Annotated in this window: 14 protein-coding genes; 3 read left to right on the top strand and 11 right to left on the bottom strand. The window is 65.7% G+C overall.

Translation table 11 applies throughout. The features are described 5' to 3' along the window. Positions 1–6 precede the first annotated feature (6 nt). From U5782_RS03620 to U5782_RS03600, 5 genes are all read right to left on the bottom strand, one after another. Positions 7–678 carry a hypothetical protein gene (locus U5782_RS03620; protein WP_322042426.1) on the bottom strand — a complete coding sequence of 224 codons (672 nt, stop codon included), beginning with the start codon at positions 676–678 and terminating at the stop codon, positions 7–9. A 22-nt stretch (positions 679–700) separates the two neighbouring features. Next, a complete protein-coding gene (locus tag U5782_RS03615) occupies positions 701–937 on the bottom strand; it encodes a RebB family R body protein (RefSeq protein WP_065061686.1) in 237 nt (78 codons plus the stop codon). A gap of 139 nt (positions 938–1,076) precedes the next feature. After that, on the bottom strand, positions 1,077–1,631 hold the full coding sequence (locus U5782_RS03610; protein ID WP_322042425.1) for an RNA polymerase sigma factor: 555 nt from the start codon (positions 1,629–1,631) through the stop codon (positions 1,077–1,079). A gap of 98 nt (positions 1,632–1,729) precedes the next feature. Continuing rightward, positions 1,730–2,407 (bottom strand): Crp/Fnr family transcriptional regulator, encoded by a 678-nt coding sequence (locus tag U5782_RS03605; RefSeq protein ID WP_322042424.1) that lies wholly within the window; start codon positions 2,405–2,407, stop codon positions 1,730–1,732. 481 nt (positions 2,408–2,888) lie between these two features. Continuing rightward, the gene (locus U5782_RS03600; protein ID WP_322042423.1) at positions 2,889–5,465 is read right to left on the bottom strand and encodes an adenosylcobalamin-dependent ribonucleoside-diphosphate reductase; all 2,577 of its coding nucleotides are present in this window, start codon (positions 5,463–5,465) and stop codon (positions 2,889–2,891) included. Positions 5,466–5,655: 190 nt separating this feature from the next. Between U5782_RS03600 and U5782_RS03595 the strand changes: the two genes are divergently transcribed. Continuing rightward, entirely contained in the window at positions 5,656–6,171 is a 516-nt protein-coding gene (locus tag U5782_RS03595) for a thioesterase family protein (RefSeq protein ID WP_322042422.1), read from the top strand. 142 nt (positions 6,172–6,313) lie between these two features. On the opposite strand, the gene U5782_RS03590 is transcribed toward U5782_RS03595, so the two are convergent. After that, positions 6,314–6,622: a DUF3331 domain-containing protein gene (locus U5782_RS03590; protein ID WP_027819484.1), complete on the bottom strand. Its 309-nt coding sequence runs from the start codon at positions 6,620–6,622 to the stop codon at positions 6,314–6,316. A gap of 436 nt (positions 6,623–7,058) precedes the next feature. On the opposite strand from U5782_RS03590, the gene U5782_RS03585 reads away from it, so the two are divergent. After that, positions 7,059–8,126, top strand: coding sequence for an AI-2E family transporter (locus tag U5782_RS03585; protein ID WP_322042421.1), 1,068 nt, complete (start codon positions 7,059–7,061; stop codon positions 8,124–8,126). Positions 8,127–8,150: 24 nt separating this feature from the next. Here the strand turns inward: U5782_RS03585 and U5782_RS03580 are convergent, their stop codons facing one another. Both U5782_RS03580 and U5782_RS03575 read right to left on the bottom strand, forming a co-directional pair. Next, on the bottom strand, positions 8,151–9,038 hold the full coding sequence (locus U5782_RS03580; RefSeq protein WP_415914232.1) for an alpha/beta hydrolase: 888 nt from the start codon (positions 9,036–9,038) through the stop codon (positions 8,151–8,153). Between the two features lie 139 nt (positions 9,039–9,177). Then, positions 9,178–10,278: an OpgC domain-containing protein gene (locus U5782_RS03575; protein WP_322042420.1), complete on the bottom strand. Its 1,101-nt coding sequence runs from the start codon at positions 10,276–10,278 to the stop codon at positions 9,178–9,180. Positions 10,279–10,978: 700 nt separating this feature from the next. On the opposite strand from U5782_RS03575, the gene U5782_RS03570 reads away from it, so the two are divergent. After that, positions 10,979–11,839 (top strand): peptidoglycan DD-metalloendopeptidase family protein, encoded by an 861-nt coding sequence (locus U5782_RS03570; protein WP_322042419.1) that lies wholly within the window; start codon positions 10,979–10,981, stop codon positions 11,837–11,839. 102 nt (positions 11,840–11,941) lie between these two features. Here the strand turns inward: U5782_RS03570 and prpF are convergent, their stop codons facing one another. The 3 genes from prpF to acnD form a co-directional block, all read right to left on the bottom strand. Continuing rightward, complete coding sequence (gene prpF, locus U5782_RS03565; RefSeq protein WP_322042418.1) at positions 11,942–13,132, bottom strand: 2-methylaconitate cis-trans isomerase PrpF; 1,191 nt, start codon at positions 13,130–13,132, stop codon at positions 11,942–11,944. 21 nt (positions 13,133–13,153) lie between these two features. Then, positions 13,154–13,537 (bottom strand): endonuclease domain-containing protein, encoded by a 384-nt coding sequence (locus U5782_RS03560; protein ID WP_322042417.1) that lies wholly within the window; start codon positions 13,535–13,537, stop codon positions 13,154–13,156. Between the two features lie 61 nt (positions 13,538–13,598). Then, positions 13,599–16,193, bottom strand: a complete 2,595-nt coding sequence (gene acnD, locus U5782_RS03555; protein ID WP_322042416.1) for a Fe/S-dependent 2-methylisocitrate dehydratase AcnD — start codon at positions 16,191–16,193, stop codon at positions 13,599–13,601. Positions 16,194–16,290 lie beyond the last annotated feature (97 nt).

Here is a 16,290-nt window from a genome sequence, read left to right as displayed (position 1 = left end):
TGCCGCTTAGCCGCCCTTGCGGTCGAGCAGCGACTGATACTTGTTGATGCTCTGGTCGATCTTGTCGAGCGCGAAATGCGCGGCCTCGCCTTCGATGGCGCCCGCGGCCGCCGCGACCGCCGCTGCGGTGCCCACCAGCAGATCGGTGATCAGCACGCCGAGCGCATCCTCGGCCGCGCCCTTGATGTCCTCCTGGAGCAGCTTCTCGGTCATGTTCTTGAGCAGCACGCTTTTGCTGGCGAGCGCGAGCTTGCTTGCACCGTCGAAGTAGTTCGCCGCCGACTGCGCGACAAGGCCGCTTGCCTGGCTGATCATCATGTTGGGCCCGGCGGCGATCTGGCTGCTCGCATAGGCGGTCGTCTCCGCGTTGGTCAACTGCACTGCCTGCACGATCTGGCTGTTGAGCGCGTCGGTGGCGGGCGTCGCGCTCGCGCCCTGCATCTGCGCGGTGAAACCGGCAAGCGGGCTCGTGGGCGGCGTGGCAGGTGGTGTTCCGGTGCTGCTGTTAGCACTGCTGTTGGCCGTGGCCGCGCCGGCGTTCTCCGCGCTGGCCGACGCGGCATTCGTCGCGGGCGGCGATGAAGGTGGCGTGACCGGCGCGGTGGGCGGTGGCGCCGCTGACGCCGCGCCGTCGGCGCTTGCGGCGGACTTGCCGCCAAAGAGGTCCTTGAGGCTCATGGTTCATGTCTCCGCGCGCGCGTCAGCTCTTGTCGCCGACCGCGAGAATCATCGTCACGGCCTTCGAAATCACGGCGCTGGAAATCTGGTTCAGCGCCTGCTGGCTGTGCACGGCGTTCTGCAACGACAGGCCGGCCGAATGGCTGGCGAACTGGTAGAGCGAGGCGAGCGCCTGAGCCGGGGCTTCGGCCACGACCTTGACGTTGGTTTGCGTGACGGCGTCGGTGATCTGGCCGTTGACGGCGGTGTTGTCTGCCATGACGACTCCTTCGGTACGGCATGGGGGTGGAAAAAGCGCGGGGCGACTGGCACCGCGCCGCGTGACTTGCATGAACAGGGACGCGATGTGGGGGCGCTTGTGAAGGTTGCGAAGCAGTTCGGCAGGTACGATGCGCGCGTTAATCGAGCTTCTGGCGCAGCTTTTTGCGCAGCAGTTCGACGCGTTTGCGCGCGAGTGCCTCGCTGATGCCGAGCACGGCGGCGATTTGCGGATACGCAAGTTCGTCCTCGAATTTCAGGGCGAACAGCGTGCGTTGAGCGGGGGCGAGTTCGGCGACGGCGCGCTCCATGCGCGCGAGTTGCTGCTTGAGCGCGAGCTGCTGCTCGATGGGCGGCGCATGATCGGCGATGGCGATGCAGTGCTCGTCATCGCATTCGGTGCCGTGCTCGATCACGCGATCCTCGCGACCGCGCCGGCGCGCATGGTCGAGAAACGCGTGGTTGAGCGCGAGAAAGAAGAAGCCCGCGAGGTTCTTCACGCGATCGGGCGAGCGCTGCATGTAGAGATGGACTTTCAGCGCGGTGTCCGAGAGGAGATCGTCGGCGCGCGAGGGATCGCCCTTGCACAGCAAACGCGCGCGCCTGCGCAGCTTGCCGTGCACGGCTTTCCAGGTGCAATCGAATTGTTCGCGGTAGGCGGCGGTCTCCTCGCCAGCGTAGTGGGTGATGTTCATTCTGCGTCCTCCGTGGGTGGAATCCGCAGAATCCGGCCAATCGTATGATGAAAGCAGTTGCGTACGTAACAACGCGCGCGATACGCGTGCCGCGTGTTTCATCCGGCCGCCGCGATATGGCGCAGACGCTCGGGATTTTCGATGCAAAGCGTGCGCGCTTGCGGCCGGATCAGGCCTTCGCGTTGCCAGCGCTGTAGCAGCGTATTGAGGCGCGGCCGGCTTACGTTGAGCATGGCGGCCATGATGCTTTGATTGCCAGGCAAGCAGACTTCGTGGCGCTCGCCGTCGCCCATGCGCGTGAGCAGATGACGCGCGAGCCGTGCTTCGAGCCTGTAAAGACAAGCCGATTCGACGAAATCGCTCAGTTGTTCGAGGCGGTTGCAAAGCAATTGCTGGACGCGCAGCATGAAGAGCGGATTGGCCTGCAACGCCGCGAAATGCGCTTCGTGCAGCAGCGAGATTTCGCAGTCGGGGCTCAGTTGCGCGTTGAAGCTGCGGCGGCGCGGATGCAACAGCGCGCCCTCGCCGACGAGTCCGCCCGCGAGCGTGTAGTCGAGGATGATTTCGCGCCCGCCCGGTTCGTGCAGCGAGTGATAAATGTGTCCGCGATGCACGAAGGCGACGAAGTTTTCAGCTTCGCCTTTGAAGAACAACAGCCGGTTGCGCCGCGCGGGCCAGGGCGTGAGGTGCGCCTCGATATGCAGTACGAGTGATTCGGGCAGGCCCTGTAGCAGTGCAAAGGAGCGAACCCCGTAGTGATCTTTGGCGGGTGGCATGACGTCCTTGCCTTGTCGTAATGTTGTGTGGCGACTCCCTGGCGGAAACGTCCTGCCATACCGGATGTGAAGTCCCGAAGCCTTCACCCTGTCAAGGTTGATAGCTGGTGTTGCACACGCCGCGAATACGCGCGGCGCGTGGGTGATGCGGGCCGCATCGCAAGGTGTCGTGTACGAAAGGCTTAACGGCACAACAGCGAGGCGCGCCATGCGAGATGCGTAACTGGGCCTTGTTTTAGGGCAGTGATTGTGAGGCTGCTACGCAGGAACGAATGCGGCGCGCGAAGTGAATGAGAGGCGAATGAGAAGCGTCGCGAGGGAAAGCGAAGCGAAAGGGGGAAACCCGGCAAGGCCGCAAAGACCAGGAGGAATCAACGCGCGTGGCGTGGGCGAAATAATTCGTAAGATATGCGAAATTAATGATCGTCACGCGTCGCAAAGATCGCGAACATCCAAGCGATGCTTCGCGACGCGGTTGCGCTTATCCACACGTCCCAATCTCACCGCATGCCGTGCAAAAATCGCAGCCATCCTTGCGTATCACGGCATTTGCGCTGCACGATCCGCACTTGCGACCGAACATGGCATGGGGCGTAGCGAGCGTGGAATCGGCGGGCAGCGCGTTAGGTCCGTCGAGCACTTGATCGCCCGCTCGCGCACCGCTTGCATCGTCCGTGTCCGGGTTGCCCGGTGGATGCGTCGCGCCGCGCCGCTGTGCCAGTAAGCGCGACGGCACCTGTTTTCCGTCCGCATCGAGAAACCCGCGCCGATGCAGAATCTGCTGGATCGCATACGCGATCGCCGCGACCTCCGAGTCGTGCCATAGCGGCGTGCGCTTGCCGTCGAGCCGTTGCGTCTCGCCATAACGCACTTGCCCGCGATCCCACGATACCTTGCGCAGATCCTGCAAATTGCGCGCGACGAAACCCCCGCGCGCCGCGAGCGACAATGAACGCATCGTCGCCGTGATCCATTGCTGCGATTCGTCGCGCTGGCCAACGGGAATGAAGAATTCGATCGGCCGCTCGATCGTCACCGTTTCGCCGCCCACCTGACCCGCGACTTCGAGAAACGACACCGCGACATAGAGCGAGACCTTGCCCGTCTGCGTGAGATATTCGATCTTCTCGATCACGGCGGGCAATTCGCCTTTGGGCCGATGGTCGATCGCTACGCGCAGCGGATCGAGCAAGGCGTCGCTTTGCGCATCGGCGGGCGTATCGTCGTTGGCGGGCAGCGTTTGCAGCACCGCGCCCAAGGTTTCGTTGGGCCGGTACGTCGCCAGTCCCTTGAGCCCGCGCCGCCACGCGTCCAGATAGAGATCCTCGAACGCCTCGAACGGATAATCGGCGGGGACGTTCACGGTCTTCGAAATCGAGGTGTCGACGAAGGGCTGCACTGCCGCCATCATCGCCACGTGCTCCTGCGCGCTCATCTGCAGCGCGTTGACGAAGTAGTCGGGCAGGGCGTTCACATCGCCGCCCATCGCGCGATAGAGACGCCACGCGTGGTCTTCGACCGCGAAGGTTTCGTTGCTGCCGTCCGCCATGCGGCGCGTGCGCTGATAGGTCCACGAGAAGGCGGGCTCGATGCCGTTCGAGGCGTTGTCGGCGAATGCGAGGCTCACCGTGCCGGTCGGCGCGATCGAGAGCAGATGACTATTGCGGATGCCGTGCGCGCGAATGGCGGTTTGCAGATCCTCGGGCAGGCGCGAGGCGAACGTGCCCGGCGCGAGGTAGGTGCTCGCATCGAAGAGCGGGAACGCGCCGCGTTCGCGCGCGAGTTCGACCGACGCGCGATAGGCCGCGTCGCGCATCGTGCGGCCCACGCGCGCGCCGAAGGCGCAGCCCTCCTCGGTGTCATAGCGGATGCCGAGCATCACCAGCGTGTCGCCCAGGCCCGTGAAGCCCACGCCGATGCGGCGCTTGGCCATCGCTTCGGCATGCTGTTCCGGCAGCGGCCAGAGCGTGACGTCGAGCACGTCGTCGAGAAAGCGGACCTGCGTGGTTGTGCGCGCAACGAGCGCGTCCCAGTCGAACGAGGCCGCTCCCGTCTTGCCGCCGCGCAGCGTGGCGAACGGTTCGCGCACGAAGCGCGTGAGATCGAGCGGGCCGAGGTTGCAGCAGCCGTAGGCGGGCAGCGGTTGTTCCCCGCACGGGTTGGTCGCACGAATGCTTTCGATCGCGCGCAGGTTGTTGTCCTCGTTCATGCGCGAGATGAACACCACGCCGGGCTCGGCCACGTCGTAGGTCGAGCGCATGATGGTGTCCCAGATCGCGCGCGCCGGTTTCTCCGCGTAGATCCAGAGGCCGTCGTCGCGCTGGCGCAGATCGCCGGCCGCGCGCAGTGCGGGAGAGGGCTCGGCGCGATGAACCAGTTGCCAGAGCGCGTCGTTTTCGACCGCGCGCATGAAGGCGTCGGTCACGGCGACCGAGACGTTGAAGTTGTTCCAGCGCCCCTTCGAATGCTTGGCTTCGATGAACTCGGGCAGGTCGGGGTGATCGCAGTCGAGCACGGCCATCTGCGCGCCGCGCCGCGAGCCCGCGCTTTCGACCGTGCGGCACGAGGCGTCGAACACGTCGATGTAGCTGCACGGACCCGAGGCGCTCGAGCCCGTCGAATGCACCAGCGCGCCGCGCGGGCGGATCGCCGAAAAGTTGTAGCCCACGCCGCCGCCGCGCCGCATGGTTTCCGCGGCCTGCAACAGGGCGACGTAGATGCCGGGGCGGCCTTCGTCGTCGATGCCCTGGATGCTGTCGCCCACGGGTTGCACGAAGCAGTTGATGAGCGTGGCTTCGATGCCGGTGCCCGCCGCGCTCATGATGCGGCCCGCGCCCAGCGCACCGTGCAGCAGGTTGTCCACGAAGCGCGCCTCGATCTCGGCGCGCAAGGCAGGCGGCTCGGCCTGCGCGACGCCGCGCGCGACGCGGCGATAGATATCTTGGACGCTGCGCTCGTCGCCCTTCGCGTACTTCTCCAGCATCACGTCGAGCGAGAAGGGCTGGACCTCGGGGCGACTGGGCGGCGAGTCGGGTTGCGGGCGCGAATGCTCTGCCATGACCGGTTCCTTGCGTAGCGCCGCCCTTCGGAATGGTGCGGCGGTTGCGAAACGGCGCGCCCGCCGTGATTGCACGACGCGCGCCACCTTCGTTCTACCGGTTCTACCTTAGCGCAGAGGCAGCGGGCGTGCGTGGCCAGCCGTTAAACTGGGCGCGCCGCTTCGCATGAAACCAGAACAAGGAGGAGCCATGAGTGAGCAAGCGTCCGGCGTCGTCTATCGCGACCGCGTGCGCGCCGAGTGGGTCGACTACAACGGCCATTTGCGCGACGCGTACTACATGTTGATCTATAGCTATGCGACCGATGCGCTACTCGATGCGATCGGTCTCGACGCCGCGCAGCGCGACGCGCGAGGGCGGTCGATGTACACGCTGGAGGCGCATCTGAACTATCTGCACGAGGTCAGGGAGGGCACGCCGCTGCGGGTGGAGGTGCGGGTGCTGGAGCACGACGCGAAGCGTGTGCGGGTCTATCTGGAGATGTTCGCCGACGAGGGCGACACGCCGGTTTCGGCGAGCGAGCAACTGTTGCTGCACGTGGACCGCACCGGTCCGCGCGCGGTGCCGTTCGACCCCGACGTGCTCGCGCGCGTGGCTGCGCTGGGCGAGGCGTCGGCGGGCCTGACGGCGCGCTATGCAGGGCGGTCGATTGCGCTTGCTGCGGTGCGGCAGGCGCTGGGGTGGAGCGCGACCGGCGGCGGTTGAGCGTAGGGAGTCGTCCGTGTACGCCTTCAGGCGTGCGCGATCGTCTGGATCGCGATTATTACGGGAATCTCACCTAATCGCTCTTCAGCCATTTGGCCGGAATGTGGCGCTTTGTGACGGGCCTGGAACCGCTTCGAACCGCTCAGGCCGCTTCGCTGTACGGCACGTTGGCGACCAGATCGCCGAACACTTCGGCTGCGATCATCACCGACGCATTAAGCGGCGCGGGGCGCTCAGCGGGTTTGAACACGGCGTCGCCACGGCGGATCTTGCGGCGCGAGACGGCGCAAGTGCCCGAAGTGTGCGCCGAGCGGCGGCGCCAGCGCTGTTCGCCATAATGGCAGCGGCCGGGTTCCACCCAGCGGATCACGAGCGCCGAATCCGTCTGTTCGAGGATTTCGATGCGTTCACCGTTGGCTCCGTCAAGCGCGAGGCACGCTTTTTTCTTCATCGTCGGCTCCGTAAGTGGGGTTGCCGCGAATGTATTCCTCTAACGCGTCAAGTGCCATTGTGTCGCCGTTGAAACACCATTCCAAAATCGGCAACAATCGATCTGGCACATATACGGGTTAACGAAGGAATGCGGGTTTGCGGGGGATCAAGACCCGACCCTTCGAATTTGTGCAACGCAGTGTTGTGCGAGGCGCGACATCAAAATCGGCCTGAAAGGCGGGGTTGGAACGCTTGGAGGGGACGCGAATCAGAAGGGAAGCCGCCTGGCGAGCGGCAGGTTGATCGCGTTTTGGGTCGGTCGCCCTTATGCTGACGGCTCGCTTCGGTTGGTTGCCAGGTTGCTGCTGGCCTGACCGATGCACCGGCTCCGGCTTCGAGGGCAGCGGATTTTGCTGCGCCGCAGGAGCCGTCCTGTCGAATTTTCACGAGGTTACATGATTCATCGCCCGCCTGCTCCGAACTCCGCAAACGAGCAAAAACTCCAGCGCGCCGCGTCGGCTGCGCTGTTCGCCCTACTCGTGCTGCTTGCGCTCTGGGTCGTGCGCGAATTCCTGCCCGCCGTCGCGTGGGCGTGCGTGCTGGCCATCGTCCTCTGGCCGGCGTATCAGGCCATCGAGCGCCATCGCGCGTTTCGGGGCCGCACGACCTGGCTCGCGACGCTGCTCACGGTCGCCATTGCCCTGCTGGTCGTGCTGCCGATCACGCTCACGGCGATCCAGGCGGGCGGCGAAGCGCATGACCTCTACCTGTGGGCGCACGCGGCGCAGGAGAACGGCGTGCCGGTGCCCGACTTCGTTGCGCATCTGCCGGTGGGTAGCCGCCAGGTGAGCGACTGGTGGCAGGCCAATCTGGCGCAGCCGCTCAAGGCTTCGCCCGCCATGAAGGGGCTGCACGGCGACGCCATCGTGTCGTTCGGGCGGCATTTCGGCGCGCGCGCGGTGCGGGCGTCGATGACCTTCGGCTTCATGCTCGTCACCCTGTTCGTGGTGCTCCAGGCGGGGCCGAAGCTCTCCAGCACGGTCATGCGCGGCGCGCGCCGCGCGTTCGGTGCGGACGGCGCGCAACTGCTCCAGCGCATGGCCGCGGCCGTGCGTGCGACGGTCACGGGGCTCGTCGTGGTCGGGCTGGGCGAGGGCGTGCTGCTCGGCTTCGCGTATATGTTCACGGGCGTGCCGCACGCGGCGCTGCTCGGCACCATCACGGCCATCGCGGCGATGCTGCCGTTCTGCGCGCCGCTGGCGTTCTGCGGCGCGGCGTTGTGGCTCGTGGTGCAGGGCTCGGTCGTGGGCGCCGTGGTGGTGGCCGTGACGGGCTTCATCGTCGTGTTTGTCGCCGAGCATTTCGTGCGGCCGGTGCTGATCGGCAACTCCACACGCCTGCCGTTCCTGCTCGTGCTGTTCGGCATCCTGGGCGGCGCGACGACCTTCGGCCTGATCGGCATCTTTATCGGCCCCGCGCTGATGACGGTGCTGATGGTGCTGTGGGCGAACTGGGCCGAGTGAGGTTTCTTCGTCCGCTCGGTGCGCTCAGTGCACGCAGGCGAGCGTGTACTTGAGCGCGGCGGGCAACAGTTCACGCCAGACTGGCCAGACGTGCCCGCCGTCGACGATGCGCAATGCCGCCGGGTTGCCGGCTTCGCGCAGGCGCGTATAGAGCAGCGACGATTCGGCCTGGATCACAAGGTCGTCGTCGCCCGAGGCGATGAAGAAGGGCACGCGCCACGGCCGACCGAAATAGCCGGCCCAGAGCGTGGGGTAGTTGAGCGTGCGCCAGATGTGCGAGTCGAACTGATGGTCGCCGAACACGCCCACGCGCCGCGCCGACGAGGCCAGCGGCGGGTCGCCCGAGTAGATCGCGGGTGACAGCAGCAGGGTCCCGCAGAACATGTCGGGGTGCTCCAGCGTGTAGCGCAGCGCGCCGAAACCGCCCATCGACACACCGCCGATCGCGCGGCCTTCGCGCGTGTCGTCGACGGCGAAGTGCGACTCGATCTCGGGCAACAGGTCCGCGAAGAACGCCGTCTCCATCTTTTCCTTGCGATCGACGTACCAGTCGGTGCCGCCTTGCGGCATTACGATCACGACGGGCGGAATCTCGTGGCGCGCGATCAGCGCATCGGCGGTGCTTTGCAGGGCGCCTTGCGTGACCCAGTCCATCGGCTCGCCGTTGTTGCCATGCAGGAGATAGAGCACGGGATAGCGGGCGCCGTCGGCGCGATAGCCGGTGGGCAGATAGACCACGTACGGCCAGTCGCGCTCGAGTGCGTTGGCGTGGAAGGTGCGCGACGCGATCGTGCTGGCGGCGGCGCTATGCCCGAGACCGCTCAGGGCGGCAAGCGCCGCCACGGCCGCGAAGGCGCGACGCAAGGCGTTGAAGAGAGTGGCGCGCGCCGCGCCGCGTGGGTGTCTGCGCATGGCAGGAGAGCCAGGTCGTGAAGTCGCGCCTGCGGCGCGGGGTCAACATGCTAGCAGTGGCCGGTGACGGCTGGAAGCGCCATCGCGCGCGGTTGCGAGCGCGCGCGATGCGTCAAGTGCGGCTGCTTCAGGCCGAAAGTCAGGCCGAGGCTTTGGCGCGCGACGGCAGCAGGCGTTTGAGCGGGTCCGAGGCGCGCGCAACGAGGAGCAGCGCGGTGAGCGCGATCGCATCGGCGGCGAGGCCCGCGGGGATGTTCAGATAGCCGTCCGTGTACCAGTAGAGCACCGAATCCACGGTCAGCGAGATCACTGCGCCCGCGACGAAGGAAAGCAGCCCCTTGCGGCCGACGAGCCCCACCCAGGGCAGCGCGGCGGCCAGCTTTTTCGCCCAGCCCAGCCGGATCACATGGGCCGTGAGCCAGGCGATGCCGAAGAAGTTGAGCGCGCGGAACCAGGCGAGATTGCGCTTGAAATCGGCGTCGAGCGCCGTGTTGCCCAGATGCAGGCGATAGATCGCGGCGGCCGCAACCACGCCGAGCGCGAGCATCGTCACGAGCGCGCCAAGCTTCGGCCGCGCCGTGACGCTCTGGAACACCGGCTGCGCCTGGGCGATCACACCGGCCACGAACAGCAACTGCCACGCGAACGGATTGAAGTCCCAGTTGACGTCGTCCACGTGCGGCAGCCACGGCGTCAGATGCGGCGCCACGGCCCACACCGCAACGCTGATCGCCACCAGCAGCCACGGCCGCGTGCGCGCGAGCGGCAGGGCAAGCGGCGCGGTCAGCGCGAAGAAGGCGTACATCGGCAACACGCCGGCCAGATAGGGCTGGCGGCGCAACAGCACGATATCGCGCAGCGCGGCGGCGGGGGCGAGGGTGAGATCGTCGAGATCGGTGGTGGCGAGATTCGGTGCGTCGACGTTGCAGGCCACGAGAATCGCCGTGACCAGCAGCATGAGCAGCGCCGTGACCACGAAGGCGCGATAGATCTCGAACGCGCGCTTGATGAAGCGCTGGCGCGCGACGGCTTCGGTGCGGCGCGCGCTGAGCGCGGCCCAGGCGGTGGCCGTGGCGAAGCCGCCGAGGAACACGAACACTTCGGCGGCGTCGCACAGCGCGTAGGCATGCAGCGTGACGCGCGACAGGATGCTGCCGCCGATGTGATCGACGACGATGATCAGCAGAACAAGACCACGAAAAAAGTCGAGTTCGACGAGACGATTGGAGGGTTGTGACATGGATCCGGCGCCGTCCGGCTGGCACGCCGCAGGGCGCGCACGGCCACACTGACGCATGCAAAAAAAGCCGCGGCGAAGGCCCGCTACCGGAGCGTGGGCTCGACGGCGGCGGCTGCGCGAGGCAGCGGCGAAAAAAGTCGGTGACAACGGATTGCGGCCCCAATGAGGACCGGATGAGCGAAGTTTGCCGACAGGCTCAGGAAATGACCCGATTGACGCGATGGGGTTCCCGTGGGGCGGATTCTACCAGGGGCGCGCGCCATACTACCTTAATTTCAAAGAGCTTTCAGCGCATCTGGCCGTTCGGCTGAGGCATTCAAGTTCTCGCCCGTCATGCCGATATGCAGAAGGGATAAGGCCGTGATCCGGTGCTATTTGTGGATGCTCTTTGAGCGGTCGCAGGCGCAAAAATTCGCCTGAGCAAGATTTGTATCAGAGTGTTCGCGCCTGCCGGGCGCTTATGAAATGCGCATTACAATGCCGGGTCGCTTTCGAGATAAAGCTATCGTTGCGGCATCGCGATGTTGCGCGATACTGGGCGATTTTGCTCGATAAAGCATGCAATTTAAATGCAAATAAGCGCGGCAAGGTCAGGGTTTTGCGGGTCGAAGCAGTGGGGCGGGAGCGCGTGTTCACGCAGCAGACCGTGCCATACCGATCGCTACCCCTATACCGCCGCATGCAACAGGGAGTATCGAAGATGATTGAGGATCGTTCGGGGCAAGCCGCCTCCGGTCTGACGCGCTGGTGGGCAGGCCTCGCAGGCCTTGGCCTGTCTTTGCTGCTGGGTGCTTGCGCTAACGTTGGCGATCCGCAATCGCCGCAACCGCAGCCCGATTCGTCGGCAACCGTCAACCCGGCGACGGGAGACGCGGCCAGCGCTGCCGCCGCTGCGCAGGCGGCCAGCGTGCCGGTCAAGCGCACCGTGACCAAAACCACCTGGGTGCGCGTGCGCCGTGGCGATACGCTCCAGCGCATCGCGTCGGCCCACAATGTTTCGGTCAAGGATTTGTGCGCATGGAACCGCCTGAAGCCGGGCGGCCGTCTGCGCAAGGGGCAGTCGCTCAAGCTCGTCTCGACGCAGACGATCATCGTTCAACAGGCAGCGCCCGCGCAGGCAGGCGGCACATCGGCGACGAACACGGCGCAAAGCCGGGCAGTGGCCGCCGAAGTCGCGCGTCATGCCAATAGCGTGGCGCTCAGTTGGCCTGCTCAGGGCCGCGTGGTGGAGCCGTTCGAGGCGGGCACGACGCGCGGTATCGAAATCGCGGGCAAGGCTGGCGACCCTGTACGAGCTGCCGCCGACGGCAAGGTCATGTACGCCGGTACGGGCCTCAACGAATACGGCAGCCTGATCATCGTCCAGCACAACAAGGACTTCCTGACCGCTTATTCGCACAATCGCCGGTTGCTGGTGAAGACGGGCGACACGGTGCATCAGGGCCAGCAGATCGCCGAAATGGGCAACGAGAACAACGACCGCGTGGCCGTGCTGTTCGAAGTGCGCCGCGACGGCAAGCCGGTCGATCCGATGCCGTATCTGCCGACACCGCAAAGCTGAGCAAGCCGCTTCCCGATTTGAGCGACACAAAAACGCCCTGACGCATTGCTGCGTCAGGGCGTTTTTATTCCAGCGTAAGCGCGCGGGGCGTAGGACCGGGTCTTAAAACGCATCTCCCGGCACGCGCACCCAGCCTTCCATCAGGACGCGCGCGCTGCGGCTCATGATGGCTTTCGTGACGGCCCATTCGCCGTTCTCCTGGCGAGCCTCGGCGCCCACGCGCAGCGTGCCCGAGGGATGGCCGAAGCGCACCGCATTGCGCTCGCCGCCACCCGCCGCGAGATTGACGAGCGTGCCCGGAATGGCCGCCGCCGTGCCAATGGCCACGGCCGCCGTGCCCATCATGGCGTGATGCAGCGTGCCCATCGACATCGCGCGCACGAGAAGATCGACGTCGTCGCTTTCCACGCGTTTGCCGCTGGACGCCGTGTAGGCCGCGGGCCTGGCCACGAAGGCGATCTTCGGCGTGTGCTGGCGCGTGGCGATTTCGTCGAGGTGCTTGATGAGGCCCATGCGCAGCGCGCCGTGCGCGCGGATGGTCTCGAACTTCTCCAGCGCCTTCGCGTCGCCGTTGATGGCGTCCTGCAATTCCGTGCCCGTGTAGCCGATGGCTTCGGCGTTCACGAAGATCGTCGGGATGCCGGCGTTGATCATCGTGGCCTTGAGCGTGCCGACGCCGGGGACTTCCAGATCGTCCACGAGCTGGCCGGTGGGGAACATCGCGCCGCCTGCGCCGTCTTCATCGGCGGCGGGGTCGAGGAATTCGAGTTGCACTTCGGCGGCGGGGAAGGTCACGCCGTCGAGTTCGAAGTCGCCGGTTTCCTGCACCTGACCGTTGGTGATGGGCACGTGCGCGACGATGGTCTTGCCGATGTTGGCTTGCCAGATGCGCACAGTGGCGATGCCGTTGTCGGGCACGCGGCTGGGGTCGACGAGACCGCCGCTGATCGCAAACGGGCCGACGGCTGCGGAGAGATTGCCGCAGTTGCCGCTCCAGTCGACGAAGGCCTTGTCGATGGCGACCTGGCCGAACAGATAGTCGACATCGTGACCGTCGCGGGTGCTTCTGGAGACGATGACGGTCTTGCTGGTGCTGGAGGTGGCGCCGCCCATGCCGTCGATCTGCTTGCCGTAGGGGTCGGGGCTGCCGATGACGCGCATGAGCAACTGGTCGCGCGCGGCGCCGGGCTGCTGCGCGGCAACGGGCAGATCCAGAAGGCGGAAGAAGACGCCCTTACTGGTACCGCCGCGCAGATAAGTGGCGGGAATCTTGATCTGTGGTTGATGGCTCATGAAAATCCCGAATGAATGAAGTCACACGTTCCTCCCCTCTCCCGGAGGGAGAGGGGCCGGGGGAGAGGGGGGAGCGCCACGACCGACTGCCCGCAAAATCACCTCAAGCACCGCGTCAGTGTTCCGCAGTATCTCGTCGTTCCAGAAACGCAGCACGGTAAAGCCCCGGCTTCGCAACCAGGCGTCGCGCACAGCATCGCTTGCGTTGCCGTTGTGGTGTCCGCCGTCGGCTTCGATGGCGACACGCGCGCCGAAATGCACGAAATCGACGATGTACGGGCCGATGGGTGTCTGTCGACGAAACTTCTCGCCACACAGGCGGTGGGCGCGGAGGTGGCGCCACAGCAACTGCTCGGCCTCGGTCATGTTTTGGCGCAGGGCTTTGGCTCGTTGGAGTTGGGTCATTGGTCCGCTCTCTCCCCTCTCCCCAACCCCTCTCCCCCAGGGAGAGGGGCTTTTCGGTGGGTCAGGCTGTTTGGGAGGATTCCAGGAAGTCTTGTGCGAAGCGTTGCAGTACACCACCCGCTTCGTAGATCGACACTTCCTCCGCCGTGTCCAGGCGGCAGGTAACTGGCACTTCCACTCGCTCGCCGTTTCTGCGCTCGATCACCAGCGTGAGGTCCGCGCGCGGTGTGCGCTCGCCAATCACGTCGAACGTCTCCGTGCCGTCGATGCCCAGCGTCGTGCGGTTCGTGCCCGCCTTGAATTCCAGCGGCAACACACCCATGCCGATCAGGTTGGTGCGGTGAATGCGCTCGAAGCCTTCCGCCACGATCACTTCCACGCCCGCCAGACGCACGCCCTTGGCCGCCCAGTCACGCGACGAACCCTGGCCATAGTCCGCACCCGCCACGATGATCAGCGGCTGCTTGCGGTCCATGTAGGTCTCGATGGCCTCCCACATGCGCACGACCTGGCCTTCCGGTTCGACCCGTGCGAGCGAGCCCTTCTTCACCACGCCATCCACCACCGCCATCTCGTTGATGAGCGTGGGGTTCGCGAAGGTCGCGCGCTGCGCCGTCAGGTGGTCGCCGCGGTGCGTCGCGTAAGAGTTGAAGTCCTCTTCGGGCAAGCCCATTTTCGTGAGGTACTCACCGGCCGCGCTGTCCGCCAGGATCGCGTTCGACGGCGACAGGTGGTCGGTCGTGATGTTGTCGCCGAGCACGGCGAGCGGGCGCAAGCCCTTGAGCGTGCGCTCGCCCGCCAGTGCGCCTTCCCAGTACGGCGGGCGGCGGATATAGGTGCTTTGCGCGCGCCAGTCGTAGAGAGGGTCGGTGGTCTCGCCGCTGTCGGCGGTGACCGCGAACATCGGTTCGTACACCTTGCGGAACTGCTCCGGCTTCACGCTCTGCGCCACGATCGCGTCGATTTCCTCGTCGCTTGGCCAGAGGTCCTTCAGATAGACCGGCTTGCCGTCCTGATCCGTGCCCAGCACATCCTTTTCGATGTCGAAGCGGATCGTGCCCGCAATCGCATACGCCACGACCAGCGGCGGCGAGGCGAGGAACGCCTGCTTCGCGTACGGGTGGATACGGCCGTCGAAGTTACGGTTGCCCGACAGCACCGCAGTGGCGTACAGATCGCGATCGACGATTTCCTGCTGGATCTTCGGATCGAGCGCGCCCGACATGCCGTTACACGTGGTGCAAGCGAACGCCACGATGCCAAAGCCGAGCTTCTCCAGATCCGGCAGCAGCTTCGCTTCTTCCAGATACAGTTCGACCGCCTTCGACCCCGGCGCGAGCGAACTCTTCACCCACGGCTTGCGCGTGAGGCCACGCGCATTCGCGTTGCGCGCGAGCAGCGCGGCCGCGATCACGTTGCGCGGGTTGCTGGTGTTCGTGCAACTCGTGATGGCGGCGATGATGACCGCGCCGTCGGGCATCTGCCCCGGCATGTCTTCCCACTTGCCCGCGATGCCGCGCTCAGCGAGTGCAGACACCGGCAGGCGTTTGTGCGGGTTCGACGGACCGGCCATGTTGCGCACCACACTCGACAGATCGAACGTGAGCGTGCGCTCGTACTGCGCGTGCGCGAGCGAATCGGCCCACAGGCCAGCCGTCTTCGCATAGGTTTCGACCAGCTTCACCTGCTCTTCCTCGCGGCCCGTGAGGCGCAGATAGTCGAGCGTCTGGTTGTCGATGAAGAACATCGCGGCCGTGGCGCCATACTCGGGCGCCATGTTCGAGATCGTGGCGCGGTCGCCGAGCGTGAGGCTCGACGCGCCTTCGCCGCGAAACTCCAGATACGCGCCGACGACTTTTTCCTTGCGCAGGAATTCGGTGAGCGCGAGCACGATGTCGGTCGCCGTGATGCCCGGCTGACGCTTGCCCGTCAGCTCCACGCCGACGATGTCGGGCAGGCGCATCCACGAGGCGCGGCCAAGCATGACGTTCTCGGCTTCGAGGCCGCCCACGCCGATGGCGATCACGCCGAGCGCATCCACGTGCGGCGTATGGCTGTCCGTGCCGACGCAGGTGTCCGGGTAGGCGACGCCTTCGGTCACGCCGATCACCGGCGACATTTTCTCCAGATTGATCTGGTGCATGATGCCGTTGCCAGGCGGAATCACGTCGATGTTCTTGAAGGCCTTCTTCGTCCAGTTGATGAAGTCGAAGCGGTCCACGTTGCGCCGGTCTTCGATGGCGCGATTCTTCTCGAACGCCTGCGGATCGAAGCCGCCGCATTCCACCGCGAGCGAGTGATCGACGATCAGCTGGACCGGCACCACGGGGTTGACCTTGGCGGGGTCGCCGCCCTGGTCGGCGATAGCGTCGCGCAGGCCCGCAAGGTCGACGAGCGCCGTCTGGCCAAGGATGTCGTGGCAGACCACGCGCGCGGGATACCACGGGAAATCGAGGTCGCGCTTGCGCTCGATGAGCTGCTGGAGCGAAGCGGTGAGGGTAGCGGGCTCGCAGCGGCGCACGAGGTTTTCGGCGAGCACGCGCGAGGTGTAGGGCAACGTGTCCCAGGCGCCGGGCTGGATGGCCTCGACGGCTTCGCGCGCGTCGAAGTAATCGAGCCGGGTGCCGGGCAGGGCTTTGCGGTGGGCAGTATTCACGGCTTGGGGACCAATGTGTAGTAAGCGGGTGGAGGCCGACGCAACGTCAACACGACGTTACGCGCATCGGCCTCCCTTTCCCATTAGCCAAACGGCT

The sequence above is a fragment of the Paraburkholderia sp. J67 genome (assembly GCF_905220265.1).
GTDB lineage: Bacteria > Pseudomonadota > Gammaproteobacteria > Burkholderiales > Burkholderiaceae > Paraburkholderia.
This window is presented reverse-complemented; position numbering and strand designations above follow the sequence as displayed.